General features: G+C 72.2%; 21 protein-coding genes and 1 pseudogene. 9 read left to right on the top strand and 13 right to left on the bottom strand.

Translation table 11 applies throughout. The features are described 5' to 3' along the window. Positions 1 to 31: 31 nt before the first annotated feature. Both eccCa and ACG83_RS47835 read left to right on the top strand, forming a co-directional pair. A complete protein-coding gene (gene eccCa, locus ACG83_RS00975; RefSeq protein ID WP_054564269.1) occupies positions 32 to 4,108 on the top strand; it encodes a type VII secretion protein EccCa in 4,077 nt (1,358 codons plus the stop codon). Between the two features lie 9 nt (positions 4,109 to 4,117). Next, the gene (locus ACG83_RS47835) at positions 4,118 to 5,299 is read left to right on the top strand and encodes an ATP-binding protein (RefSeq protein ID WP_054564268.1); all 1,182 of its coding nucleotides are present in this window, start codon (positions 4,118 to 4,120) and stop codon (positions 5,297 to 5,299) included. A 1,291-nt stretch (positions 5,300 to 6,590) separates the two neighbouring features. Here the strand turns inward: ACG83_RS47835 and ACG83_RS00960 are convergent. The 5 genes from ACG83_RS00960 to ACG83_RS00935 all read right to left on the bottom strand — a co-directional run bounded on the left by ACG83_RS00960 (position 6,591) and on the right by ACG83_RS00935 (position 13,314). Beyond that, positions 6,591 to 7,241 carry a response regulator transcription factor gene (locus ACG83_RS00960; protein ID WP_054564266.1) on the bottom strand — a complete coding sequence of 217 codons (651 nt, stop codon included), beginning with the start codon at positions 7,239 to 7,241 and terminating at the stop codon, positions 6,591 to 6,593. Positions 7,242 to 7,426: 185 nt separating this feature from the next. Beyond that, on the bottom strand, positions 7,427 to 8,578 hold the full coding sequence (locus tag ACG83_RS00955; RefSeq protein ID WP_054564265.1) for a hypothetical protein: 1,152 nt from the start codon (positions 8,576 to 8,578) through the stop codon (positions 7,427 to 7,429). Positions 8,579 to 8,674: 96 nt separating this feature from the next. Continuing rightward, positions 8,675 to 9,844, bottom strand: a complete 1,170-nt coding sequence (locus tag ACG83_RS41830) for a ricin-type beta-trefoil lectin domain protein (RefSeq protein ID WP_054564264.1) — start codon at positions 9,842 to 9,844, stop codon at positions 8,675 to 8,677. Positions 9,845 to 11,467: 1,623 nt separating this feature from the next. Then, positions 11,468 to 12,589, bottom strand: coding sequence for an RICIN domain-containing protein (locus tag ACG83_RS41825; protein WP_054564262.1), 1,122 nt, complete (start codon positions 12,587 to 12,589; stop codon positions 11,468 to 11,470). A 542-nt stretch (positions 12,590 to 13,131) separates the two neighbouring features. After that, complete coding sequence (locus tag ACG83_RS00935; RefSeq protein WP_054564261.1) at positions 13,132 to 13,314, bottom strand: hypothetical protein; 183 nt, start codon at positions 13,312 to 13,314, stop codon at positions 13,132 to 13,134. A 164-nt stretch (positions 13,315 to 13,478) separates the two neighbouring features. Between ACG83_RS00935 and ACG83_RS00930 the strand changes: the two genes are divergently transcribed. The 3 genes from ACG83_RS00930 (at position 13,479) to ACG83_RS00920 (ending at position 14,618) form a co-directional block, all read left to right on the top strand. Then, the gene (locus ACG83_RS00930) at positions 13,479 to 14,087 is read left to right on the top strand and encodes a TetR/AcrR family transcriptional regulator (protein ID WP_054564260.1); all 609 of its coding nucleotides are present in this window, start codon (positions 13,479 to 13,481) and stop codon (positions 14,085 to 14,087) included. 97 nt (positions 14,088 to 14,184) lie between these two features. Then, positions 14,185 to 14,391: a type II toxin-antitoxin system HicB family antitoxin gene (locus ACG83_RS00925; RefSeq protein ID WP_054564259.1), complete on the top strand. Its 207-nt coding sequence runs from the start codon at positions 14,185 to 14,187 to the stop codon at positions 14,389 to 14,391. Beyond that, positions 14,391 to 14,618, top strand: a complete 228-nt coding sequence (locus ACG83_RS00920) for a type II toxin-antitoxin system HicA family toxin (protein ID WP_054564258.1) — start codon at positions 14,391 to 14,393, stop codon at positions 14,616 to 14,618. Before ACG83_RS00925 ends, ACG83_RS00920 begins: the two co-directional genes overlap by 1 nt. Positions 14,619 to 14,693: 75 nt before the next feature. Here the strand turns inward: ACG83_RS00920 and ACG83_RS00915 are convergent, their stop codons facing one another. After that, positions 14,694 to 15,416 carry an alpha/beta fold hydrolase gene (locus tag ACG83_RS00915; RefSeq protein ID WP_054565323.1) on the bottom strand — a complete coding sequence of 241 codons (723 nt, stop codon included), beginning with the start codon at positions 15,414 to 15,416 and terminating at the stop codon, positions 14,694 to 14,696. Positions 15,417 to 15,685: 269 nt separating this feature from the next. Here ACG83_RS00915 and ACG83_RS00910 point away from each other — a divergent pair, with 269 nt between their 5' ends. Further along, the gene (locus ACG83_RS00910) at positions 15,686 to 16,549 is read left to right on the top strand and encodes an SDR family oxidoreductase (protein WP_235497490.1); all 864 of its coding nucleotides are present in this window, start codon (positions 15,686 to 15,688) and stop codon (positions 16,547 to 16,549) included. Positions 16,550 to 16,618: 69 nt separating this feature from the next. On the opposite strand, the gene ACG83_RS00905 is transcribed toward ACG83_RS00910, so the two are convergent. After that, positions 16,619 to 17,881, bottom strand: coding sequence for a CynX/NimT family MFS transporter (locus tag ACG83_RS00905; RefSeq protein WP_083472948.1), 1,263 nt, complete (start codon positions 17,879 to 17,881; stop codon positions 16,619 to 16,621). Between the two features lie 73 nt (positions 17,882 to 17,954). Between ACG83_RS00905 and ACG83_RS00900 the strand changes: the two genes are divergently transcribed. Next, positions 17,955 to 18,434 carry an Rrf2 family transcriptional regulator gene (locus ACG83_RS00900; protein WP_054564257.1) on the top strand — a complete coding sequence of 160 codons (480 nt, stop codon included), beginning with the start codon at positions 17,955 to 17,957 and terminating at the stop codon, positions 18,432 to 18,434. Positions 18,435 to 18,554: 120 nt separating this feature from the next. Here the strand turns inward: ACG83_RS00900 and ACG83_RS00895 are convergent, their stop codons facing one another. The 6 genes from ACG83_RS00895 to ACG83_RS00870 form a co-directional block, all read right to left on the bottom strand. Continuing rightward, a complete protein-coding gene (locus ACG83_RS00895) occupies positions 18,555 to 19,382 on the bottom strand; it encodes a TetR family transcriptional regulator (protein WP_235497488.1) in 828 nt (275 codons plus the stop codon). A 210-nt stretch (positions 19,383 to 19,592) separates the two neighbouring features. Beyond that, positions 19,593 to 20,669: an NAD(P)-dependent oxidoreductase gene (locus tag ACG83_RS00890; protein WP_054564256.1), complete on the bottom strand. Its 1,077-nt coding sequence runs from the start codon at positions 20,667 to 20,669 to the stop codon at positions 19,593 to 19,595. Between the two features lie 4 nt (positions 20,670 to 20,673). Further along, positions 20,674 to 21,786, bottom strand: a complete 1,113-nt coding sequence (locus ACG83_RS00885) for an NDMA-dependent alcohol dehydrogenase (protein ID WP_054564255.1) — start codon at positions 21,784 to 21,786, stop codon at positions 20,674 to 20,676. A 58-nt stretch (positions 21,787 to 21,844) separates the two neighbouring features. Then, positions 21,845 to 22,450, bottom strand: coding sequence for an EthD domain-containing protein (locus tag ACG83_RS00880; RefSeq protein ID WP_054564254.1), 606 nt, complete (start codon positions 22,448 to 22,450; stop codon positions 21,845 to 21,847). After that, positions 22,450 to 23,616 (bottom strand): steroid 3-ketoacyl-CoA thiolase, encoded by a 1,167-nt coding sequence (locus ACG83_RS00875; RefSeq protein ID WP_054564253.1) that lies wholly within the window; start codon positions 23,614 to 23,616, stop codon positions 22,450 to 22,452. The genes ACG83_RS00880 and ACG83_RS00875 overlap by 1 nt, the downstream gene beginning before the upstream one ends. 206 nt (positions 23,617 to 23,822) lie before the next feature. Next, entirely contained in the window at positions 23,823 to 24,428 is a 606-nt protein-coding gene (locus ACG83_RS00870; RefSeq protein WP_054565319.1) for a TetR family transcriptional regulator, read from the bottom strand. A gap of 129 nt (positions 24,429 to 24,557) precedes the next feature. Here ACG83_RS00870 and ACG83_RS47540 point away from each other — a divergent pair. Further along, positions 24,558 to 24,722: pseudogene (locus ACG83_RS47540) on the top strand (LLM class flavin-dependent oxidoreductase); the annotation flags it as partial. A gap of 100 nt (positions 24,723 to 24,822) precedes the next feature. Then, positions 24,823 to 25,650, top strand: coding sequence for an LLM class flavin-dependent oxidoreductase (locus ACG83_RS00865; protein ID WP_255354674.1), 828 nt, complete (start codon positions 24,823 to 24,825; stop codon positions 25,648 to 25,650). Positions 25,651 to 25,707 lie beyond the last annotated feature (57 nt).

Raw genomic sequence — 25,707 nt, 5'->3', positions numbered from 1 at the left:
ACGCCGAGGGCCCGCCAGCCGTGGTGCGGATATGTCCACGGTCGCCTTTCGCCGCCCGGCCCGCCGCTCCGGACCGGATCTGCCGCACGGCGAGATCACCCTGCAGGAACCGCCGACCATCCCCGAGACCCAGGGGCAGGGCCTGCGCACCCTGGCGATGATCGTGCCGTCACTGCTGATGTCCTGCGGGATGATGTTCTTCTTCTTCGGCTTCGGGACGAACGGCCCACTCGGCCTGATCATGATGGCGATGATGGGCGCCGGCATGGCCGGCATGGGCGTGACCCAGATGTTCACGCAGTCCGGCGACCGCAAGCACAAACTCGGCGGGGAGCGGCGGGACTACCTGCGCTACCTGTCCCGCACCCGCCGGCAGGTCCGCGGCTACGCCGAGCAGCAACGTGAGGCGCTGGCCTGGCGCCACCCCGACCCGGCGTCGCTGTGGTCGCTGGCCATGACCAGCCGGCTGTGGGAACGCCGCCCGGCGCACCCCGACTTCGGCGAGGTTCGGGTCGGCACCGGCAGCCAGCGGCTCGCCGTGCGCATCACCCCGCTGCAGACCAGCCCGGTGGAGGACCTCGAACCCGTCGCGGCCAAGGCGCTGCGCCGCTTCACCCGCGCATACACGACGATTCCCGCCCAGCCGGTCGCCCTGTACGTCCGCGGGTTCGCCAGGGTCCGGCTGGACGGCGACCGGGAGACCGCCCTCGGCGTGGCCCGTGCGCTGCTCGCGCACCTGGCCACCTTCCACGCCCCCGACGAGCTGCGGATCGCGGTCTGCACCGACACCGACGGGCGCGCCGAGTGGGACTGGGCGAAATGGTTCCCGCATGCCCAGCACGTCACCGACCGGGACGCCGCCGGGCCGGTCCGGCTGTTCGGGGAGTCGCTCGACGAGGTCGAGCGGCTGCTGGGCTCCGCCTTCAGCGAGCGGGCGCGGTTCGAGACGGGGACGGCCCCGTCCACCGCCGAGCCGTTCGTCGTCGTGATCGTCGACGGGGGCCGGATCTCCCCGGGTGCCCGCTTCCTCGTCTCCGGCTACCGCAACGCGGTGCTGCTCGACTTCGACGCCCACCCGGCCGGCAGCGGCCAGCAGGTGCTGTGCCTGGACATCGCCCCCGGCGACATCGAGATGGTGCAGACCGACCGGGTCGGGAGGGAGGTGCGTTCCCGGCTCGCGACACCCGACACGCTGTCGCGCGTGCGGGCGACGACGCTGGCGCGGCTGATGGCCCGGCACAGCGCCGGCGCCAGCGCGGAACCGGTCTCCGACGGTCTGACCACCAGCCAGGACCTGCCCGATCTGCTCGGCATCACCGACCTGGAGACCTATCAGCCCCGCGCGGTCTGGCCCGCCCGCCGTGGTGCCGAGCGCCTGCGGGTGCCGATCGGCCTCGCCGCCGACGGGTCGCCGATCGTGCTCGACATCAAGGAGTCCGCCGAGGACGGTATGGGCCCGCACGGCATGCTGATCGGCGCCACCGGCTCGGGCAAGAGCGAGCTGCTGCGCACCCTGGTGCTGGCCCTGGCGGCCACCCACTCCTCGGAGACGCTCAACTTCGTCCTGGTCGACTTCAAGGGCGGGGCGACCTTCGCCGGTCTCGACCGGCTGCCGCACGTGTCGGCGACCATCACCAACCTCGCCGACGAGGCGTCGCTGGTCGACCGGATGCGCGACGCGCTGCGCGGCGAGCTGGTGCGCCGCCAGGAGCTGCTGCGCCGGGCCGGCAACTTCAGCTCCGTGCGTGACTACGAGGCCGCTCGCATGCAGGGCGCGGCCCTCGACCCGCTGCCCACCCTGTTCGTGGTCGTCGACGAGTTCAGCGAGCTGATCGCCGCGCACACCGACTTCATCGAGCTGTTCGTCATGATCGGCCGGCTGGGGCGTTCGCTCGCCGTGCATCTGTTGCTGGCCTCGCAGCGGCTGGACGACGGCCGCATCCACCAGCTCGAGGGGCACCTGTCGTACCGGATCGGCCTGCGGACGTTCTCCGCGATGGAGTCACGGTCGGTGATCGGCGTACCGGACGCGTACGAGCTGCCCGCCGCCCCGGGCAACGGCTACCTGCGCTCCGACGTCGCGACGATCACCCGGTTCCGCGCGGCCTACGTCTCCGGGCCGTATCGGTCCCGCTCCGCGCGGGTGCGCCCGGACGTGATCGAGAGCCAGGTCGTCCCCTACGGCACCACGCACGTTCCGGTCGCCTCCCGTGCGGCCGAGTCGGATCCGCCGACCGGTTCGACCGGTTCGACCGGTTCAACCGGATCGACCTCGACCGGTTCCGCCGGGACTGACGGGTCGGACGGGTCGGACGGCGGGGCAGGGGCGGCGACCACCGCCGACACGGTCCTGAAGGCGCTGGTCGACCGGCTCGTCGGCCAGGGACCGCCCGCGCACCGGGTGTGGCTCCCGCCGCTGGAGCAGTCGCCCTCGCTCGATCAGGTCCTGCCGCCCCTGCTGCCGGACCTCGACCACGGGCTGCGTCCGGTGGACGCCGACGCCACGGACCGGCTGACCGTCCCCGTCGGCGTGATCGACAAGCCGTTCGAGCAGGTCCGGGACCTGCTGGTGCTGGACTTCGGCGGTGTCGGCGGGCATCTGGGCATCGCCGGCGGCCCGCAGAGCGGCAAGAGCACGCTGCTGCGCACCCTCGTCGCGGGGCTTGCTCTCACCCATTCGCCGCGCGAGGTGCAGTTCTACTGCCTGGACTTCGGTGGCGGCGCCCTGGCCGCGCTCGCCGACCTGCCGCACGTCGGCGGGGTCACCGGCCGGCACGACCCGGACCGGGTGGGCCGGACCGTCGCCGAGGTCGTCGCCCTGCTCGCGGACCGCGAGCGGCGCTTCGCCCGGCTCGGGATCTCCGGGATGGCCGCCTACCGCGAGGCCGTCGCGGCCGGGAAGGTACCGGAGGAGGAGTTCGGTGACGTGTTTCTCGTCGTCGACGGCTGGGCCACCCTGCGCCAGGAGTTCGAGGCGGTGGAGGAGCAGGTCCGCGACGTTGCCGCGCGAGGCCTGAACTACGGGCTGCACCTGGTGCTCACGGCGAGTCGCTGGTCCGAGGTCCACCATTCGATGCGGGACAAGATCGGATCGCGGCTGGAGCTGCGCCTGGGCGACCCGGTCGAGTCCGGCATCAACCTGCGGGCCGCCGCCTCGGTGCCCAAACTGCCCGGGCGCGGCCTCACCGACGCCGAGCTGCACTTCATCGCCGCCCTGCCGCGCATCGACGGCGCCGGGTCCGTCGCTGATCTCGCCCACGGCACCCGCCATCTGGTCGCCTCGGTGGTGGACGCCTGGACTGGGCCGAAGGTGCGGCCCGTCCGTACGCTGCCCGCCGTCCTGCCAGCGGAGTCGCTGCCCGAGCCGGAAAGCGAGGGAAGGGGGCATCTGCGGGTCGCCCTCGGCCTGGAGGAGAGCCGTCTCGAACCCGTCTGGCACGACTTCGGCCAGCTCCCGCACCTGACCCTGCTGGGCGACAACGAGAGCGGGAAGACCAACCTGCTGCGGCTGATGGCACGCGCCATCACCAGCCGGTTCACCCCGCAGCAGGCCCGCATCATGGCGGTCGACTACCGGCGCCGCCTCTTCGACGACATCCCGGACGCCTACCGGCTCGGCTACTCCGTCTCACCGGACAGCACGAAGAACACCGTCCGCGATGCCGTCGCGGGCCTCACCCCCCGCCTGCCCGGCCCGGACGTCTCACCCGAGCAGCTGCGCCGCCGGGACTGGTGGACCGGGCCGCTGCTGTTCGTCCTCGTCGACGACTACGACCTGCTGACCGGCCCCGAGAACCCGCTGGTCCCGCTGGTCGGGTTCCTGCCGCAGGGCGGTGACGTGGGCCTGCACGTCATCCTCGCCCGCGCCGCGGCCGGGGTCATGCGCATGTCGATGGACCCGCTGCTGCGCCGGATGCAGGAGCTCAACACCCCCGACATCGCGCTGTCCTGCCCCCGGTCGGAGGGGCCGCTGCTCGGTGGCGCCCGGCCACGGGAGCTGCCCCCGGGCCGCGCGCTGCTGTGCAGCCGCCGCGGCAATCGGCTGATCCAGACCGGCTTCGTCGCGACGGACCCGATCGGGGAGCCTGTCGCCGAGACGGCCGGGTAGCGTGCGGGCGTGTTGATCGGATCGGAGCTTGTGGCGCAGGTGCTGCGGCGGGCTGTCGAGCTCCCCGTGACCGGGCCCCGCGGCGGCGACCTCACGCCGCTCGCGGAGCTGATCGGCCGGCGGCTCGACCTCGCTGCGGTGCGGCTGCGGATGTTCGTCGACGGCCGCCCGGTCGACCACACCTGGCCCGCCGGGCGCGGCACGCCAGGCGGAGGTGGGCCAGGCGGAGGTGGGCCAGGCGGAGGTGCGCCAGGCGGAGGTGCGGCAGCCGGCGGAGTGTTCGACGGCTCCGCGTTCGACGGCGGTGCATCCGGGGATGTCGCGTTCGCGGACGTCGCGTTCGGCGGTGGGCCCGATGGCGGTCCGGCCGCGGCGTGGGCGATCGTGTACCGGGGCGAGGAGATCGGCGGCCTGTTGGTCAGCACCCGCGCCGAGCACCCGGTCCCGGCCAGGACGCACCGGGCGCTCGGCGACATCGCCGGTGCCCTCGGTGCCGTCCTCGCCGCCGCCGCCGCGCAGGAGCGCCGCCGCGCCGCCGCGGACACGTGCTGGCAGGCCACCGCGCGGATCGCCGACGCGCGGACCCGCGCCGCCGCCGACATGGAGAGCGAACGCCACGCGCTGGAACGCGACCTGCATGACGGTGCGCAACTGCACCTCGTCTCGCTGCAGATGGCCGCCGCCGTGGTCGAGCACCGGCTGGCAGCCGGCGAGCTGCCCGGCCCGGACCTGCACGAGGCCCTCGCCGACCTGGGCGCGCGGCTGGAACGCGGGCACACCCTGCTGGTCGAGACCGCCGCCGGGATCACTCCGCCCCTGCTGCGCACAGCCGGCCTGGAGCCCGCGCTGGCCGCGGCCCTGCGGGAGGCGCCCGGGATGGCACTGGAGGCCGGGCGGGACGTGCGTTCACGCCGCTATCCGCCGCCGGTGGAGAGCGCGGTCTACTTCGCCTGCCTGGAAGCCGTCAGCAACGCGCAGAAACACGCGTCCGGCGCGTCCGTCCGGGTCCGCCTGCACAGCATCTACCAGGGGCTGGCGTTCACCGTCGAGGACGACGGGCCTGGAATGAACCTCTCCGGGGCGGTGTGGCTGCGCGGGCCGCGCGACAGGCTCGCCTCGGTGGGCGGCTCGCTGTCCGTCACGTCGACGCCGGGCGCCGGAACGCGGATCTGCGGGGTCGTGCCCTTCTGAGGCCCGGGCAGCCTGGCCTCGGGCAGCCTGCCGTCCAGCCGCTCCGGAAGCCACAGGTCGATCCGGCCGGATCCGTCCGCCGCCACCGTGCAGTGCAGAGCGCCGCCGAGGGCGGACAGCCGCCGGGCATCGTCGCGCAGGCTGTCCCGGGCCCGGGCGACGGCACCTGGGGACGGATCGTCCACCCGCACGCCGAACCGGCCGTCACCGTGGACGAACCGCATCGACAGCGGCCCGGTCCCGGCCTCGCCCAGCAGGTTCAGCGCCGCGGCGCAGGCGTGGTAGACGCCGGATTCCACCTCCCACCCGACCCGACGTCCCGGATCACCATCGATCCGGACCTGCCGCGGCAGCCTGGATGCCAGCTCGGTCAGCGCGACGGCGGTCCCCGCCCTGCGCAGCAGGACGGGATGGACGGCCCGCACGACCGTCCGGAAGTCCTCCAGCAGGTCGTCGACGGCGGAGCGCAACTCCCGCAGCTCGTCGCCGGCCCGTGCCGGCTCGTCGCGGACAGCCGCCACGCACGCCTGCCAGCGATCCGTGACCTCGCCCAGCCGCCGGCTGACACCGATCAGCAGGCTGCCGCTCAACCGGTTCCGTTCCGCGTCACGGACGGCGGCGAGATCGGCCTCGACCCGGGCCAGCTCCTCCGCGCACCGCCGGGCCCGTGCCGCATGCTCGTTCGCGGCCAGGGTGAGCTCGTGCTCGCGCAGCACCAGAGCCAGGCAGTCCCGGGTCTGGTCGAGCAGGTCGGCGGGCGGCATGACCACGGCCCGGCCCGGCCACCCGCCGATCACGAGGGCCGCGGCCGGCGTCCGCCCCTCATCGCCATCGCCATCGCCACCATCACTGCCACTGCCACTGCTATCGCCGACACCACCGCCAGCACTGTCGCCGCGCCCTGGGCCGGGGATCCGCAGCAGGAGACGTACTCCAGGCCTGCTCCGCAGCGCGGCGAGATGCCCCGCCGCGCCCGCCCGCACCGCCATCGGCTCCATTCCGGCGGGCAGCCACGACGGCGACTGAGCCCAGCCCAGCACAACCCAGGACGCCACACCATCCACCGGGGTGGCCTCTTCCTGGGTGACCGCGGCCCACAACGCCGCGTAACAGCCCTCGCCCGCCCTCCCGAGATTCTCCAGGAGTGGCATGACCCGCTGCCGCAGACCGGCTTCGGCCGGCATCGGCGAAACCTCCCGGGCGAGCACCTCCGCCGGGGCGAGCACCTCCGCCGGGGCGAGCACCTCCGCCGGGGCGGGCGGCGAGCCGGCCGGCTCTCGCCGGACGTCCGTCATCGCGCGCCGAGGTAGGTGAGAACGGCCAGGACCCGGCGGTGGTGGGTCGTCGCGTCGAAGGGCAGGTCCAGCTTCGTGAAGATGCTGGCGATGTGCTTCTCCACCGCCTTGGCTGACAGCGACAGCAGGCCGGCGATCCCGGCGTTCGAGCGCCCCTCGGCCATCAGGCGGAGAACCTCCAGCTCCCGTTGGCTCAGCAGCGCCAGCGGCCCGGACACCCCGGCGGGGCGGTTGACGAGCCGCCCGGCGAGCGACGGCTCGATGACGAGCTCACCCGCGTTGATCCGGTCCAGGGTGTCCGACAGTACCTGCGTACCGGCCACCCGCTCCTTGAGCCGGTAGCCGATCCGCTCGGTGCCGATCTCCAGGCACCGCATCAGGTAGTGCGTCTCGGCGTAGTGCGACAGCAGCAGCAGCCCCGTCTCGGGGTACGCGGCCCGGACGCGTGCCGCCGCGCGCAGTCCGCCCTCGGTACCCGGCGGCATGCGGATGTCGAGGATCGCCACATCAGCCGGCTCGGTGCCCAGCAGCCCCATCAGCGCGTCCCCGTCCGCGACGCTGCCGACGACCTGGTGCCCGGCCGCGCCGAGCAGCAGGAGGAGCCCCTCACGGAACAGCGCGCCGTCCTCGGCGAGCGCTACCCGCACGGCACGAGGGCGCCGGGGCCGAGACGGCGGCCGACGCGGTGGCCCGGGCCGTGGCCGACGCCGCGGGCAGGTGCGCCGACATCCTCCCGATACGGAATATTTGTCATTCCGTAACCGCTTTTGCACAGCATGCGCCAATGATGCCGCCATGTGTGGGGCGCGCCAAGCGATCGCGGGGGAGGACGTCACCCGGATGTCTGGAAGCACATCCGGCCTGATCGGGTGACAACCAACGTCAGCGCCGTGGCGCGGCCGACCGCGTGCCTGCGTGGCGCCCCGCCCGTCGGCCGGGCGTTCGCAGGCCTGGCCGGGCTGGCCCTCCCGGTCGGCCTGGCCGGTTGAGCCGGTCGAGCCGGTTGAGCCGGCTGGGTCGTCTGCGTTGGCTGGGTCGTCAGCGTTGGCTGAGCTGGCTGGGTCGTCTGGGTTGGCTGAGCCGGTTGGGTCGGTTGGGTCGACTCGCGCGGGACGGCGCCGGCGGATGATGCCGCGGCGGGAGTGGCGCGTCGGACATGCTGGGGAGCGGGAACGGCGAGGCGCAGGCGCCGTGCCGCCAGGTCGTCGGTGCCGGCGGAGAGGACGAGCCGCAGCCGGACCCGCGCCGCGGCGGGCAGCGCGTCGGCGAACCGGCTCAACGCGGTCAGCACGTTGTCGGTCAGCTCCGCCACCGGGCCGTCGACGGCGAGATCGAGACGGGCCGGGTCGAAGGGCGCGAGGTCGGTGGCGGCGTCCGGGGTGAGCCCCACCCGGCGTAGCGCCAGGCCTGCCGGTACGACCCGGACGAACCAGGGGCCGACGAGGCGGTAGCCCGCCCTGCCGTGCGGCACCATCCCGGCCACCGGCGGGTGCCAGTGCACGAGCCGCGGCGGCCCGTCCGGCGGGTGGAGGACGCGCTGCGCGAACGGCGCCCACGACTCCCGGCGGCCGGTGTCGGTGGCGAGCACCCGCGACACCCCGTCCTGCCCGGGCATCAGCAGGCCGTACTCGGCGACGACAGGCCGGCCGGCGGCCACGGCGAGCCGCTGGGCGAGGCCCGGACCGTCACCCGGCTCGCAGCCGTACATCGAGACGATCACCGTCGCCTGCGCGGACAGGTCGTCGAACGCACGGTTGACGTCCGGCAGCGCGGGTGGCTGGCAGCCGGGCGCGCCGACGATCAGCGTCCGGACGTCCGGTGCGTGCGGAACGGTCGTGAACGCGGGGTCATCCGGCTGGGTCTGCGGGTCCTGCGCAGAGCGGATCCACAGCCCGGCCGGCACGGTGGTGATCCGCGGCGGCGCGCCCGGCGGTGACGGCGCTGTCGCACCGTCCGCGGTGCTGTTTGTCAGCCTGTCCGTCACGGGGGAGCCTTCCGGGTCCGGTCGGCGCGTCGAGCCGACGGTCAACCCATGTCACGGCTGCCGCCCCCGGCATGGTTCAGCGCGACCCGCTCGGTTTCACCACCACCGCTCGTAGGTCCCGCCACCGCCGGAGATGCAGATCCCCGCGAAGACGTAGGAGGTGGCGTTGGTGGACAGGCACCTGCCGCTCGCGACGTTGACGAACATCTTCGACGCGTCTGACTGTGTTGAAACCCGCCACTGCTGGGTCGAGCCGCTGTTGCAGGTCCTCGTGTAGGCCGATCCCGCTCCGTCGCTGTCCAGGCAGAGGCCCGTCCCGGCATCGGTGAGCACCACGGTGCCGGAGCCGGAGGTCCTCCACACCTGGTAGGAACCGCCGTTGCAGTCCATCGTGTAGATCTTGCCGTCCCCGTTGCTGTCGAGGCATTCACCCGTCACGTAGTTCACCAGGGTGCCCGGGCCGCCGGCCGCCTGCGCCTGCCCGGTGGAGGCGGCCGCGGCCTGGGTGACGGGTGCGGCCGCGGCGGTGGGTGCGGCCTGCGCGGTGGGTGCGGCGGAAACCTGACCCGCTTTGGCCTGGGTGGTCGCGGCCGTCGGCGTGGTGGGCCGGGAGGGCGACGAGCCCGCGCGCCCCGGCCCCGTTCCGCCCGACGACACCGCCCCGCCGAGCTCGGGCGGAGCCTGCCCGTCGGCACCGGGCTCGCCTGTCGGGTCTGTCGCGGCTGTCTGGCCGGGTGCCGGCGGCGATGTCATCCAGGCACTGCCGGGGCCCGTCATGCCGGCCGTGGGAGGGCCGGCGGCGAAGGCCCCCGAGTTCGTCCCCTCCTGCCCGGCGGCACGCGCGCCGGGCGGCCTGGTGTGGCCGACCATGCCCTGCACCGATTCGGAGGCCACGAGGAAGAGCAGTCCAGCGACGGCGCCGTACGCGGTCGCTGCCAGCACGCGGGTCAGCCAGCGCCGCCGCGGCCAGTTCGGCCACCACCGCGACAGGGCCCGCAGCTCCGGTGGATGCCACCGCGCCGCCGACCGCTGGCCACCGGGTATGCCCTCGCCGGGCGGTGTCCCACTGCCCGGCGGGATGATCTCGCCGGGCGGAACAATCTCGTCGGGCGGGATGATCTCGTCCGACGAGCTGCGACCGTCCAGTGGACTGTGCCCGTCTGGTGGACTGTGACCATCTGGTGAGGACGGCTGATCCGCCTCGGCCTGGTCGGCTGACGGGTGCTGCCCGTGCGGAGCCGAATGATCCGCGGCCTCGAGTTTCATGGCGTCTGGGCCCTTTCCCTGGCCGCCACCGGGCATGAATGTTCCGCGGTGCCGCGAGATCGGCGCGGTACATCTGATTTCGAGCGATTTCGTTCCCGATGTGCGCGGAGAAGGATAGCCGAGCCCACAGTGTGTCGCGGGCCCGCGGGCAGCACGCGATCCGTGCCCACGAGCCGCCATCGGCTGAGGTCAGTCGGTGACAGTCGCCTTCTGAAGGCGCTGACCAGGGCGAACGGTGAACATAAAGGCTGAGCCGTCCGGTCGGCCTCCGGCGGTGATAGCCGGCCATGGCGCCACAGTTTCACGTGGCGTTCACCTCTGGTTTGTCGCGTCCGGAGGCGGCCCGATCGGAGGCAGGGCTGTTCGTGGTCTCGTCCCCAGGCTGCCAGCCGGCCGCCTCCCAAGGTGGAACAGCCGGCGCGGCGGATACCGGACCTTGCGGTGCCCACCGCTTCGACGTCTCGACGACCCGCGCCTCGGTGGGTGTCTCGGCCGAGCCACCAGTGGTCAGCGCGGCCCAGGGTGCGGCCATCCGAATGCGGGCTCCAGAAAGCCCGTCGCGGAATCCCGGGCCTCGGACTTTCGCTACTGCCGAGCAAGAGGTGGGAATGTTGGCTGCCGAAACAACCGAAATCCTCAGTTCTTGTCAATTGTCAAGGGTAAATTTCGGGCTCTGTGGGCTCTGTGGGCTCTGTGGGCTCTGTGGGCTCTGTTGGGTTGAACGTGTGGTCGACCTTCCGGATTTCTGACAGCACTGGTCAGCATTCGACGGGCCCATGACTGTTCTGTTTGCGCGACTAAAGGGCCACGTGTACCTCTTTCTTCGGGTCTCTTGACATCCATTTTCTTGTCGGTTTTGCAAGGCTTTTGGGGGTGGATAGTGGAAGAGCAACGAAGAGCCCTTTAGCTGCCGATCCCGCGCACCTCGCCGGGTCCCGCGGGGGTCGGATTTCGTCCGCCCAGGGAGCCGTGGACGCCGCCGACGAACCCTGAAACCACTGGTCGCAGGGGCCGTTCAGGTCTCGCCGGCCGTCCTGGCGCGGTGCCGGGCCGGCGATGTCGGACGCGCGGACTGTCCGTGGCGGCGATTCGCCCGCGATGACCGATTACCGGAGACCCGCAATTCATCCACCGGATGGTGACGATTCATTTTTCTGGCACCTCTGTCAGTTTGCTGATGTGCCGGGAGCGGGTCCGGACGGCCGGGTGACCGGACGCCAGTGACCATGGCCGAAACAGCTCGGAGCCCGTGAGTACGCCGGCTCCCCGGCCCCGGCCCCGGCCGCGGCCGAGCACGAGTGAGGACTGAGGAGTGAGTAGTGAGCGGGCGTTGAGAATCTCGGGTGTTCTGGCGACCAAAATCCTCAACGCTGTGCGCCCGGCATGGGCAGTCCCTTGGAGGTGGAAATCCTCTGGGGGAGGTGGCTGCGCCCGAGCGTCGGTGGTGATCCGTGGCGGCGCGCCCGGCGGTGGCGGTGGTGGCGCCGCCGCACCGTGCGCGGTGCTGTTCGTCAGCCTGTCCGTCACAGGCGAGCCTTCCGGGTCCGGTCGGCTCGTCGAGCCGACGGTCAACCCGTGTAACGGCTGCCGCCCCCGACCTGGTTCACCGCGACCCGCTCGGTCTCACCGCCACCGCTGGGTGGGCCCACCGGAACCGCTACAGGTCCCCGTGAAGATGTAGGTGGTGCTGGAGTCGGTGTCCAGGCACTTGCCGCTCGCGACGTTGACGAACGTCCGCGTGCCTGACTGGTATGCCACCTGCCACTGCTGGGTTGAGCCGTTGTTGCAGGTCCTCGTGTAGGCCGATCCCGATCCGTCGCTGTCCAGGCAGAGGCCCGTCGCGGAATCGGTGAGCGCCACGGCGCCGGAGCCGGAGGCCGTCCACAGCTGGTAGGGACCGCCGTTGCATTCGAGCGAGTAGAGGTGGCCGTCCTCGTTGCTGTCGAGGCATTCGCCCGTCACGTAGTTCACGAGGGTGGTCGGGCCGCCAGCTGCCTGCGCCTGCTGCGTTGCGGGTGGGACCTGGGTGACGGGCGCGGCCGCGGCGGCGGGTGCGCTCTGAGGGGCGGGCGCTGGCGATACCTGGGCCGGCTTGGTCTGGGCGGGCGCGGTCGTCGGCCTGGTGGGCCGGGAAGGCGATGGGCTCGGGCGCCCCGTCTCCGCCTGGTCGTTCTCGGGCAGCGCCTGCGCGCCGGCGTCGGGCTCATCTGTCGCGGCTGTCTCGCCGGGTGCTGGCGTCGATGTCAGCCAGGTGCTGGTGGGGCCCGTCATCCCGGCCGTGGGAAGGGCGCCGGCGCCCGGGTTCGTCTCCTCCTGCCCGACGGCACGCGCGCCGGGTGACTGGGTGCGGCCGGCAATACTCTGCACCGATTCGGAGGACACGAGGAAGAGCAGTCCGGCGACGGCCCCGTACGCGATTGCCACCAGCACGTGGGTCAACCAGCGCCGCCTTGGCCAGTTCGGCCACCACCGCAGCAGGGCCGGCCGCCCCGGTGGTCGCCGCCGCGCCGCCGACCGCTGGCCGCCGGGCACGCCCTCGCCGGGTGGTGTCCCACTGTCCGGCGGGATGACCTCCTCCGGCGGAATGATCTCGTCCGACGAGTCGATCGGGTCGATCTCATCCGACCGGCCGTGACCGTCTGGCGGCCTGTGACTGTCTGGCGACGACGGCCGATCCGTGTCGGCCTGTTCAGCTGACGGGTTCTGCCCGTGCGGAGTCGAATGATCCGCGGCCGTGAGTTTCATCGGGAATCCCGGAGGAGACCCTGGCTCGCAGGCAGGGGAGGAATCCGGGTTCCCGCGGAGCGGGGCAGCCTGCGGTGGTTCGCGGTCAGGCGGACCACCGATTTAGAGCCCGGTGCACCGGGTAGATGATCTCGCTGTTCGATGACTGGTCGTCGTTCGTCGTCGCCGTGAGGAGCCGGGTGCGCGGGTCGTCGGGAGATCACGCGGAGACCTCCTTGACGGTCCTGTCGTGTTCCCCGGCGCCACGGAGCCAGCGCGGTACATCTGATTTCGGGTGATTTCGTTCCCCGATGTGCGCGGATAAGAATAGCCGAGCCCACCGTGTGTCGTGGGCCTACGGGCAGTGGATCCGTGCCCGCGAGCTGCCAGTGGCTGAGGCCGGCCACTGAGAGCCGGCTTTTGAAAGCACTGACCAGGTCGAACGGCAAGCATGAAGGTTGAGGCGTCCGGTCGGCCTCCGGCGGTGACGCCACAGTTTTCCATGGGGTTCACCTCTGGTTTGTCGCGCCCGGGTGTCGTGGCCTGATCGGCGGCGTGGCTGTTCACGTCCTGCTCGGTAGCAACGGCAGCCCGAAGTTCGGGATGTCGAGGATCAACGCGGGGAGGGGGTACGCCACCTGGGCGACGAGCACTCCGAGACAGCCGGCGATCAGGGTGAGGACGAAGCGGGTCGGCGCCTGTGTCGGCGCCTGTGTCGGCGCCTGTGTCGGCGCCTGCGCCCGCATTGGGGCACTCGTCAGTGCTCCGTTGCAATGGTGATCACTGTGCCCGTTGTCGCCTGCGGGTAGGGATGCTCGCGCCAGATTTATGGTGGATCAAGTTTTTGTTCGTGATGTATAAAAAACGGTGTCGACGGCCGGATAACGAACGACCACGCTAGGCTTCGGTCATGGCCAAGCTCCGGGAAGCACAGAAGCGCCTGACCCGTCAGCTGCTCCTGGGTGCCGGCCTCGAGCAGTTCCAGGCGAAGGGCTACGCCGCGACGACCGTCGACGACATCGCGAACGCGGCCGGCACGACCCGGGTGACCTTCTACGCCTACTTCCCGTCCCGGGGAGCGCTGATGAAGGCGCTCATCGACGAGCAGCTCAACGAGGCGCTGGCGCGGGAACGGTCCTCCGAGCACGGCTCGACCGCCCACGACCTGGTGGCGACCGTCGCCGCCGGCACCCGCGAGGCAATCGACGCCTGGGTCCGGCGCACCGCGCAGTCCTGGCCCGACATCCGGCCGATCATCCGCATCGGCCGCGACGCCGCGGTGATCGAACCCGAGCTCGCCCACCTGGTGGAGAAGTGGATGGAGGAGGCCATCAGTGACGTCGCCGACGGCCTTGCGCAGGCCGGTCGCTTCGCACCGCACCGGCGTCACTTCAAAGGGGTCCTGGCCATGGCCCAGCTCGACTATGTCGCCCAGAACTGGGGCGACGCCGACTGGAAGATCACCCGCGACCAGATGCTCGACGAACTAGTCGACAGCTGGGCCGGCCTACTGGTCTAGTCCAGCCTGATCCCCGAGGCGAACACCCCCAGTCGTGGATCTGGGACGTGATCGTGACTACTGCGAGCCCTGTGGCCTACGGCGTACAGTGAGCGCCATGAAGCGGATGGTCCAGATCCCTTATGAGCTGGAGCAGGAGGAGGACGGCACCTGGGCCGCGCACGCGTCGTTCCCCAGCGGTGGTGCGCACGGGCTCGGTGCTTCTCCCGAGGAGGCGGTCGCTGATCTCTACGAGGCGGTCAGCCTGGTCATCGAGGAGCTCGGTGTTCCACCGGTCCTGACGATCGTGCAGGACGTCGCCTGATGCCACCTCTTCCCGTGCTACCAGGCGGGGATGTGGTCAAGACTCTGGAGAAGCTCGGCTTCGAGGTGATCCGCGTCAGGGGAAGCCACCACATGATGCGGAGCGCGGCAGACGGGCGTTTCACGGTTGTGCCCGTTCACCCAGGTCGCGACGTCGCCGCCGGGACATTGCGTCGGATCATCCGTGACACCGGGTTGTCGGTCGAGGAGTTCGTCGCCGCGCTCTGAAGGTCCAGCGTGACCACGACGTCAGTCCAGCTCGAACGCCTCGACCCCAGTCGGTCGCGACTCGCTGCCCGATGATCAAATCTCCTGCAGATAGTGCGCGAGCGCCTCTGGCTGTGACAGGGCGAGCAGATGGCCGCCTGGCAGGACGTCGGCATCGATGCCCAGCCGGTCCCGCGCCACCTGGCGTTGGAACTCCACCGGGAAGAACCGGTCGTCGGCGCCGGCGACCACGCGGATCAGGACCGGTGGCCATCCGCCGAATTCGCAGACGGAACCGAACACGACGTCATCCTCGGGGCGAGGATCCGCCGAGATCGCTGCCGCGTCGTCAGCGGACAGGTCGTGCAGGAAGTACGTCTCGAGGTCGAACTCGGGGCTGTAGCCGCCGCGCTCGGCTGCGGTGGCGAGGGCTTGGGCCTGCCCGGTGCTGTCCCACCAGGCGCCCGGGGTCTCGCCGGGAACGGGGATCATCGCGTTCACGAACACGATCGCGCGCACCGGAACCAGCTCGGCGACCAGCGGCGCGGTGAACCCGCCGAGCGACTGCGCGACCAGCACCACGTCAGGTCGCCCTTCTACCGTCGCGCCGATCGCCGCCTCGACGACGGCGGCGTACTCCGGCAGAGCGGCGCCCGGGTCGCCCCCGGGCAGATCGACGGCGACCACCTCATGGCCCGCCGCGCGCAGCAACGGCACGACCCGGTGCCAGTAGATCCCCGCACCACCGGCCCCGGGGATCAGCGCGAACGTCCGCCGCCGTCCCGGCACCCGCTCGTCCATCCCGGTCATCTCGCTCATCTCCGCCATGTTGTCCACACCTTCCTCGCCTCATCTGTCAGACCCCTGCTGGGGGCGCGAATCATCGGTGCGGAGCGGCGAAGTCGGAAATCGGGCGTGGATGGGGCGCGTGGCGAGAAGGTCGCCCCGTACCCAGGCGATGACCACCTAAGCACCCGAGCGGGAGCCACCATCGCCCGGAATTCATCCGACCTCCATGCGGACCTCGTCGCACAGTGCTTGGCTGGGTCGGTGCAGAGCTGCCAACCGACGCCGAAGGCACAGCCGGCGTGGGCCTGATCGCCGTGACCGGCGCGTCCGGGCGGCTGGGCGGTCGCGTCGCGCGCCGGCTGGCCGCGGCAGGTGTCGCGCAGCGCCTGGTGGTCCGGGATCCGGCGCGCGCACCAAGTCTGCCCGCGGCCTCTGTCGCCCGGGCGTCGTTCGACGAGCCGGACATCGCACGCGCCGCGCTGGCCGGGGTCACGACGCTGCTGATGGTGTCCGCCGCGGAGACCTCGGACCGGTTCCGGCAGCATCAGACGTTCGTCGACGCGGCGGCCGCCGCCGGCGTTGAGCACCTGGTGTACGTCTCGTTCTACGGCGCGACGCCGACCTGCACGTTCACGTTGGGGCGTGACCACGCCGCCACCGAGCAGTACATCCGCGACGCGGGCAAAGGCATGAGGTTCACCTTCCTGCGCGACAACCTCTACGCCGATTTCATGACCGCGCTGGTCGGCTCGGACGACGTCATACGGGGCCCGGCGGGGAACGGGAAGGTGGCCCCCGTTGCCCAGGACGACATCGCCGACGCCGCCGCGGCGATCCTGCTCAACCCGCTCCCACACGCCGACCGGACCTTTTCACTGACCGGCCCGGAGGCACTCACCCTTGATGAAGTGGCCGCTGTCATCTCTGAAGCAGCCGGTCGGCGGATCGTCTACCGTCCCGAGACAGTCGGCGAGGCGTACGCCTCCCGCGCCAGCTACGGGGCACCCAGGTGGCAGGTCGACGCCTGGGTGTCGACGTACACGGCCATCGCCGCGGGTGAACTCGCCACCGTCACCTCGGACGTGCCAGAGCTGACCGGCCATCCGGCGACCTCACTAGCCGACCTTCTCCGCCAGGGCCGTTCCGCCTACCCCGCCGACTGACCGCTCGCACGCTGTTCTCGCAGGTCCTGTGCCCCGAAAGGACGCCAGGAGCGTGGTGCGGCGCGTCGTTCAGGCGGATGGGTGGTGCTGGGCCTGGGCGATCCGTCTCGGTGAGAGGCGGGCGATGGGCAGGAGCATCAGCGTCGCGACGGCGGCCAGCAGGCCGAAGCCGAGCTGGAAGTCGCCGGTGGCGTCACGCAGACCGCCGACGACGACCGGGCCGGCGGCGGCGCAGGCGTAGCCGATGAAGAACGCCATGGCGCTGAAGCGCCCGGCCTGGGTGGCGTCCCGGCTGGCAGCCACCGGAAGTGTCATCACCAGGGTGAACAGGCCGCCGTGCCCGACTCCGATGGCGACGATCCAGAGCCAGGCGCCCGCTCCCGGGCTGAGGGCGAAACCCAGGAAGCCGATCGCGGTGAGCACCGTGGTGGCGGCCAGGCCGGCGCGCCTGTCCTGCCGTTCGCCGTGCAGTGCCGGGACGGCCAGCATCGCCGCGACCTGAATGGCGATCATGGTGGTCAGCATGAGGCCGGCCTGCGACTCGCTCCGTCCGCCGTCGTCGTGGAGCAGGGGTGCGATCCAGGCCAGCTCGCAGTAGTACAGCGCCGAGTTACCGGCCGACACGGCGGTGATCCGCCACGCCAGTGGGGAGCGCCAGGGCAGGCCGGAGGTGACGATGCGCCTCGGGTCACCCGCCTGCTCCAGCTGAAGCGATCCTTTTGCCGCGGACCACAGGACCAGGCCCGCGACCGCGAGGACGGCCCAGCAGGCCAGTGCGGCCGGCCACGATTCGAAGGCGTCGGCGAGCGGTGTGCTCACCCCCGCCGCCACCGCGCCGCCGAGGCCGAGGCCGGTGGTGTAGATGCCGGTCACCAGACCGGGTCGGTCGGCGAAGCGTGCCTTCACCACGGCCGGCAGCAGGGTCTGGGAGAGCGCGATGCCCATGCCGACCGCGGCGGCGCAGACCAGCTGCAGCCAGGCGGACTGGCTGAGCCCGCGGGCCGCGGTGGCGAGGCCGACGACGGCCAGCCCAAGCTGGACGCCCCTGTGCAGCCCCCATCTGCGCCCGACGGTGACGGCCAGGGGTGCGCACAGCCCCATGGCCAGTGTGGGGATGGTCGTCAGCAGCGACGCCTCCGTCGCCGACAGGCCCAGATCGGTGCGGATCCGGTCGACGAGGGGGGAGAGCGCGGCGATCGCCGGGCGGAGGTTCACCGCGGCCACGAACAGGGCGATCACCGTGAATCCAAGCGTGTTCCGGGTCTGTCGAGGTGGGGCGGCGGTCGTTACCTTCGGCCGATCCTGGATCTCGGACACCAGCTGGACCTCCATCTCGGATATTTCCTGTCCGCGTTTATAGCAGAGTCGCGGATGGTTTCTATCCGGGATAGGTAGGCTGGCTGCCGTGAAGCTGTCCAACGGCGTCGAGTGGGCGCTGCACTGCTGCGTCTCGATCGGGCAGAGCGAGGCCCCGGTGCCGGCGGCACGGCTCGCCGAGCTGCACGGCGTCGCGCCGGCCTACCTCGCCAAGCATCTCCAGGCGCTCTCACGGGCCGGCATCGTGAGATCCACTCCGGGTCCGACCGGCGGGTACGCCTTCACCCGACCCGCCGCGCAGATCACTGTTCTGCAGGTCGTGCAGGCCATCGACGGCCCCGAGCCCGCGTTCCGCTGCACCGAGATCCGCCGGAACGGCCCGCTGGCCGTGCCCGATGATCAGTGCTCCGGGCAGTGCGCCATCGCCCGGGCGATGGCAGCCGCGGAGCAGGCGTGGCGTGACGCGCTGGCCGGCGTCACCATCGACGACCTCGGCCGGGGCATCGACGAGGACAGCTCGGGCACCGCGATGCGCGCCGTACGGGAGTGGCTGGCCGACGCGCGATAGCCGGATGCAGTGCGGTCGGCGGCGCCGTGTGGCCCGCCGTGGCCCGGTGCGGTCGGAGGCGCCCGTGCTGGTCGGCGGCGCTGTGGTCAGAGGTGCAGCGTGGTCAGAGGTGCAGTGTGGTCAGAGGTGCTTGGGGACGCGCGGGCCGGTGACGCCCCAGAAGACCAGCCTGGTCATGGCTTCCCGCATCTCGTCGATCGGGATCTCCCACGCCTCGAAGCCGGCGCGGTGCGAGGCCACGTGCGCGAGCATGGACACCAGCGCCCCGGCCATCGCCATCGGGGCGACCTCCGTCACCCGGCCGGCCCGGGTCTGCGCCTCGGCGATGACCGCGGCGAGGGCGCGGGTGATCTCGTTGAGCATGGCCACCCGCACCCGGCGGAAGCGCTGGTCGCCCTCCTCGGTGAGCAGGTCGACGACGCGGAGCACGGGCTGGTGGTGGGCCCAGAAGGTGAGGATGCCGTCCACGAGGGTGCTGGCGTTCTGCCAGCCGGCGGCGCCCCGCCACGGCCGCTGGTCGACGAGCTCCGACAGCTTCGCGCCCTCGGCGGCGACCTGGTCGGCCAGCGTCAGCATGGCCGCCTCGATGTCGACGAAGTACTGGTAGAAGGTGGCGGCCGAGGTGCCGGCGGCGCGGCCGATGTCGGCGACCGTGAGCTCCCGGTACGGCGTGGTGCGCAGCAGCTCGTAGGTCTGGTCGAGCAGCCGCTGCCGGGTCGCCATGCCGCGCCGGCCAGGAACCCGCCCGTCCGAGGCGCGAAGTGTGTTCACCGCGGTGCCGATGCCCGTGGTGTCGATGCCCGTGGTGCCGATGCCCGTGGTGTCGACGACTGCAGCGCCGACGCCTGCAATGCCGGTGCCGGTGCTCGCGTCGGCGATGGGCGCCGGTGTGGTCCTGATCGCCGCGGTGGCGACCGCAGGGGTCTCGCGCACCGGGGTCTCGACCACCGGGGGGACCGCGACGGCAGCGTCAGCTCTGCGCACGTAGCAAGCGTACTGGCGGTTTCTGGCGACCCGTCAGATTCGTGTTGTGACGCCAGCCACCCTGTGCGCCGATCTCGTGCTCCGGGGCGGCCGGCGACGGCGCCGGGAGGCCGGATCACGCCGGACGCGCCCGGGGCCGGGGGCGACGCCGGGATCAACGGGCCGAATGCCGGATCAGGTGGCCGCGGGCCGGTCAGCGGGTGCGGGGCCAGGACCGGGGTGCGCCGACGACTCGAGCTCGGGGCGCAGCAGGTCGGGGCGGCGCGCGGCCACGCTGCGGCGCAGCCCCTCCCGCCAGTCGACCCGGGCGTGCCCGGCGAGGGTGTGCATGGTCGTCAGATCGAGCACGACCCCGCGCAGGTTCTCCGGCGACGGCTCGATGACCGGGGTCAGGCCGGTGAGAGCGGCCAGCTCGGCGCACCATTCCTCGACGCTGACGGCCTCGTCGCCGGCCCAGTTCACGAGCGTCGCCGGGACGTCGGCCGCGGCGAGCAGCGCGGGTGCCATCGCCACGATGTCGTCGTCGTGGATCAGCTGGTAGCGGCTGGGGCCGTCGGGGTGCACGGTCACCGGCATGCCCGCGGCGATCATGTCGAGGTGGTAGAGGGGGAGACCACCGAAGGGCCCGTACGGCATGTTCAGGCGGGCGATCGTCGTCGGCAGCCCGAAGCGGGTGGCACCGTACCGGGCCGCCCCCTCCGCGGCGATCTTGCAGACGCTGTAGGTGGCCAGGAACGGCAGGACGTGGTGGCTGTCCCCGAGCCGGTCGCCCTCGGCGAGGGGCCGGACCGCCTCCGCCGAGCCGCCGCCGCCCGTGCCCGAATCGGCGTCCGCCGGGCCGCCGCACCCGACCGCCGGGCCGTCGCCCGCGTCGCCCGTTCCGCCCGCGTCCGCGTAGACGGCGCCGGAGGAGCAGTGCAGGAAGGACCGGGCGGCGGCGTAGCGCTCCATGAGCGCCAGCGTCCCGCCGACGTTTCCGTCGAGGTCGACGCCCCAACGGTTGCTCTTGACCACGCCGAAGTGGAGCACGTGGTCGACCTGCTCGGGCAGGGCGGCGAGGCCGTCCCGCCCGGCCGTCACCAGGTTGACCGGTACGCAGCGCACACCGGCAGCGCTCAGTTCGTCGCGGATGCCGCTGTCGCGGAAGCGGGCCGCGCCGTAGACGGTGTGCTCCCGGGCGAGTGCGGCGGCCAGGGGCCTGGCGACCTGCCCGGTCACCCCGGTGACGAGGATCGTGCTGCCGGTGCGCATGCCGTCAGTCCCCGTGCAGGATGACGCCGCGGATGTTGCGGCCGGCTCGCATGTCGTCGTAGCCGGTGTTGATCTCGTCCAGGGTGTAGCGGTTGGTGATCAGCTCGTCCAGCTTGAGCTGGCCGGACCGGTAGAGCGACAGCAGCCGGGGGATGTCGGCCTGCCCGTTCGACGCGCCGAACAGGGTGCCGCGCAGCTCCTTCTGAAAGATGGTCAGATCGAACAGGGACAGGGTCACCTCGGTCTCGACGGCCGGCGCGACCGCGGTGACGACCGCCCGCCCGCCCTTCGACACGAGCCCGAGCAGCGGCGCGATCTGGTCACCGTGCGCCACGCCGACGGTCAGGATCGCCGCGTCGGCCATGACGCCCCTGGTCAGCTCGCGGACGAGCTCGGTGGCCTGCGCCATCGACGGGCTGGTGTGGGTCGCCCCGAAGACCTTCGCCTGGTCGCGCTTGAACTCCACCGGGTCGACCGCGATGATCAGCTCCGCGCCGGCGATCCGGGCGCCCTGGATCGCGTTCATGCCGACCCCGCCGGCGCCGACCACGACCACCGCCTCCCCGGGGCGCACCCCGGCGGTGTGCACGGCGGAGCCGAAACCGGTGGGCACCCCGCAGGCGACCAGCGCGGCGGCGTCCATCGGCAGGTCGTCGTCGATCCTGATGACGGACGCCTCGTGCAGCACGGCGTACTGGCTGAACGTGCCGAGGAAGCACATCGTCGTGACGTCCTTGCCCCGGGCGTGCAGCCGGGACGTCCCGTCGACGCCGACACCCATCATCAGCGACCCGCCGAGGTCGCACAGGTTCGTCCGGCCGGTGGCGCACCAGCGGCAGTGCCCGCAGCTGGGCATGAACATCACGACGACGTGGTCACCCGGGCGGACCCGGGTGACGTTCGGCCCGACCTCCTCGACGATCCCCGCGCCCTCGTGGCCGGCGACCATCGGGAGGACCGACGGCATGTCACCGGTCGCCAGATGGTCGTCGGAGTGGCATAAGCCGGCTGCGACCACCCGGATGAGCACCTCACCGGCCTTCGGCGGGTCGAGGTCGACCTCCTCGACGCTCCAGGGATCACCGACGTTCCAGAGCACTGCGGCCTTCGTCTTCATCTGCGGACCCGCTTCCTGTGCGGTCGGCGCCGGATCGCGGCGCGGTTGTCTCGCTGGGTCAACGAACCTTCTGGACGTACTCCCCCAGAAGGTAGGAGTCGGCGGCGTAACGGTCCACGTCCGCGCCGGGCCGCAGGTGCACCAGATCGACCGAACGCAGATCGGGGCCTTCACCGATCGTTTTCAGGACGTCATATCTGAGGTGGTCGCGGACGAGCTCGTCCGGTGGGTCCGGCATCGGCCGGACCGGGCCGCTGTCACCCAGCTCGAGCCGGGCCAGCGTCACCCCCGGTGAACGCGATCCCGGCACATGATCCTCCAGCTCACCGGATCGGTCCGCGGCCCGAAGCACGGTGCGGCGGACCTGGTAGATCGGGAAGGGGGCGAGGAAGTTCAGCGAGTCGGTGATGACCTCGACGGCGTCCTCGGGGGAGGTGAAGCCGCGGTCGGGGTCGAAGAAGACGTCCGCGGACGGGGTCACGATCTCGGTGACGGCGTCGACGGGGACGGGGCCGTGCCCGTCCTCGGTCAGCCGGACGACATACCGGCCGGTCGCCGTCGACGTCCGGATCGCCAGCGGCACGTGTACGTCGAGGTAGTGGCGGCGGAAGGCGTCGACCGTCATGCCCGCGCGCCGCATGAACAGGAACAGCAGGACGTCCATCACGAGATCCGCTCGATGATCGTGCCGGTGGCCAGCGCGCCGCCGGCGCACATCGACACCAGGGCGGTGGTGCCGCCGGAGCGTTCCAGCTCGTGCAGCGCGGTGGTGAGCAGCCGGCACCCGGTGGACCCGACGGGATGGCCGAGCGCGATCGCGCCCCCGTTGACGTTGACCCGGTCCGGGGCGGGGCGCAGCGCCCGGGCCCAGGAGAGCACGACGGCCGCGAACGCCTCGTTGACCTCGAACCGGTCGATGTCGGCGACGGACATCCCGGCCCGGTCGAGGACCCGCCGGCTGGCGGCGATCGGGCCGTTGAGCAGCAGGTACGGGTCGTCGCCGACGAGGGCCTGGGCGATGATCCGGGCCCGGGGCCGCAGCCCCAGCGCCCGCGCGCGGTCGGCGTCCATGATCAGCAGGGCGGCGGCGCCGTCGGAGATCTGCGACGACGTCCCCGCGGTGTGCAGGCCGTCGGGCAGCACGGGCCGCAGGGCGGCGAGCTTCTCGACGGAGGTGTCGCGCAGCCCGCCGTCGACGTCGACGGTGACCGACTCGCCGGTCGGGTTGCCCGCGTCGTCCAGCACGGGTGCCTCCAGTGGTGCCACCTCGGCCTTGAACCGGCCCTCGGCCCACGCACGGGCGGCGAGGGCCTGCGAGCGGGCGCCGAACTCGTCCAGCTCGGCGCGGCTGACGCCGGCGCCGCGGGCGATGCGGTCGGCGGCGGTGAACTGGTCGGGCAGGCCACTGTCCCAGCCCGGCGGGCGCGGTACCCCGGGGCCGCCCTGCACCGCCGCGCCCAGGCCGACCCGGCTCATGGCCTCGACGCCGCAGGCGATGCCGATGTCGATCGCACCGGTGGCGACCAGCCCGGCGACGAGGTGGGCCGCCTGCTGCGAGGAGCCGCACTGGCAGTCGACCGTGGTGGCGGCCGTGGTGGTGGGCAGCTCGCTGGCCAGCCAGGCGTAGCGGGTGATGTTCGACGCCTGCTCGCCGGCCTGGGTGACGCAGCCCCCCACGACCTGCTCGACACTCGCGGGGTCGACGCCGGCGCGATCGAGGACCGCGCGCTGCGTGTGGCCGAGCAGGTGGGCGGGGTGGACACCCGCGAGCGCCCCGCGCCGTCGGCCGATGGGTGAGCGGGTCGCCTCGACGATCACTGGATTCGGCATGGGACGCCTCTCGGTCGTCGCCGGCTGCCGCCGGCGGATCGGCGCCCTCCAAACTAGTACGTGTTCTAGTTTCCGGCAATCATCATCTGATGACCTGTCAGGAGTTCTTGCCAGCCGTGGTAGAACGCGTTCTCATCGGAACGGTGACGTCGAGGACCCGCGCGGGCCCGGTGCGGGCGAGCGGCGGCCGGGGCGCGGCGGCGGTGCTAGTGGACGAGCTCGCGGACGACCAGTTCCAGGTCGTCGATCACCTGCCGGGCCTTGGTGCGGCCGGACAGCCACTGGATCTCGCTGACGAACCACACCTTGGCGATCAGGCCCGCCACCGCGATGTCACGCGGGGTCGGATCGCCGTCCTCACCGCGCATCATGCGAATGATGATCGAGTTCATCCGCTGGGTGACCTGGTCGACCTCGGCGGTGGCCGACGCGTCCGCGAACATGACCGCCCGGACCAGCGCGCCGGCCAGGTTCGGATCCCGCTGGAAGACCTTGGTGGCGCGGCTGAGGACGGCCAGGATCCGGTCCGCCGGGGTGAGGCCCGCCATGCGCTCGGCGGACGGCAGCCGGATGCCGTCGATCTCGCGGGCCATCGCGGACACCAGCAGCTGCACCTTCGACGGGAAGTAGCGGTACAGCGTCCCGAGCGCGACCCCGGAGCGCTCCGCAACCGCCCGCATCTGCACGGCGTCGTAGCCGCCCTCGGAGCCGAGCGCGACGGCGGCGTCCAGAATCCGCTCCCGCCGTGCTCGCTGGGCGGGCCTGTCCAGCCCGTCACTGTCCGCGGGGGGCGGAACCGCCGGTGACGCCATGGACCGGAGCGTACCCGTGATCAGCCCGAACCCGGGTGCGGACATCCGAGTAGCCGGCAATCCATCTGCAACCAGGACATAACGCCATCCAGGAGGATTGTTGTGACCGCTGATCTGGCACTCGGCCTGATGCTCGGCTACTGGCCGGCGGTGCCACCGGACGATCATCTGGAGCTGACGCTCGCCGCCGAGGAGTACGGCTACGCGTCGGTGTGGACGGCCGAGGCCTACGGCTCCGACGCGATCAGCCCGTTGGCCTGGCTGGGCTCGCGGACGAGCCGGATCACTCTCGCCACCGGGCTGGCACAGCTGTCCGCCCGCACGCCGGCCTGTCTCGCGATGACCGCGGCGACCGGACCACCTGTCCGGTGGGCGGTTCCTGCTGGGGCTCGGCGTGTCCGGCCCGCAGGTGGTCGAGGGCTGGTACGGGCAGCCCTTCGCCCGGCCGCTCGCCCGCACCCGGGAGTACGTCGACATCCTGCGGGCGGTGTGGCGCCGCGACGCCCCGGTCACCAGCGACGGGCCGCACTACCCGCTGCCACTGCCCCCGGCGGCGCCGCCGGGGGTGCCGCCGTCGGCCGGGGCCGGGGCCGGAGCTGGGGCCGGGGCCGGGGCTTCGGGTCTGCCGCCGGCGGGCGCTGGCCCGGCGCGGGGCGTCACCGGGCTCGGCAAGCCGCTGAAGATCACCACGCATCCACTGCGGCCGCGGATCCCCGTCTACCTCGGCGCCGAAGGCCCGGGGAACGTGGCGCTGGCCGCCGAGATCGCCGACGGCTGGCTGCCGATCTTCTACCACCCCGAGCGCGGGCCCGCGGCGTACGCGGCGGCCCTGGCCGGGGCGCCCGCCGACTTCTCGATCGCCTGCCCGGTGACGGTGGTCGTGGACGACGACGTCGAGGCGGCGTTGCTGCGCATCAAGTGGACGCTGGCGTTCTACCTCGGCGGCATGGGCGCCAAGGACGTCAACTTCCATGTGGACGTCGTGTCGCGGTTCGGTTTCGCCGACGCCGCCGCACGGGTGCAGCAGCTGTTCCTCGCGGGGGAGCGGGAGGCCGCCGTGCGGGCCGTCCCGGACGATCTCGCCGACGGCATCGCGCTGGTCGGGCCCTGGGCGCGGATCCGGGAGCGCCTCGAGCTGTGGCGGGCCTCGCCCGTCCACACCCTGCTGATCGGCGGCGTACGCGACCCGCAGGCGTTGCGGAAGCTCATCGAGCTGCTCTGACGCGGTGGAGGGCGCCAGGGGTTGGCGGTCAGAAGGCCGGCGGTCAGGAGTGAGCAG

The sequence above is a fragment of the Frankia sp. R43 genome (genome assembly GCF_001306465.1).
GTDB classification, from domain to species: domain Bacteria; phylum Actinomycetota; class Actinomycetes; order Frankiales; family Frankiaceae; genus Parafrankia; species Parafrankia irregularis.
This window is presented reverse-complemented; position numbering and strand designations above follow the sequence as displayed.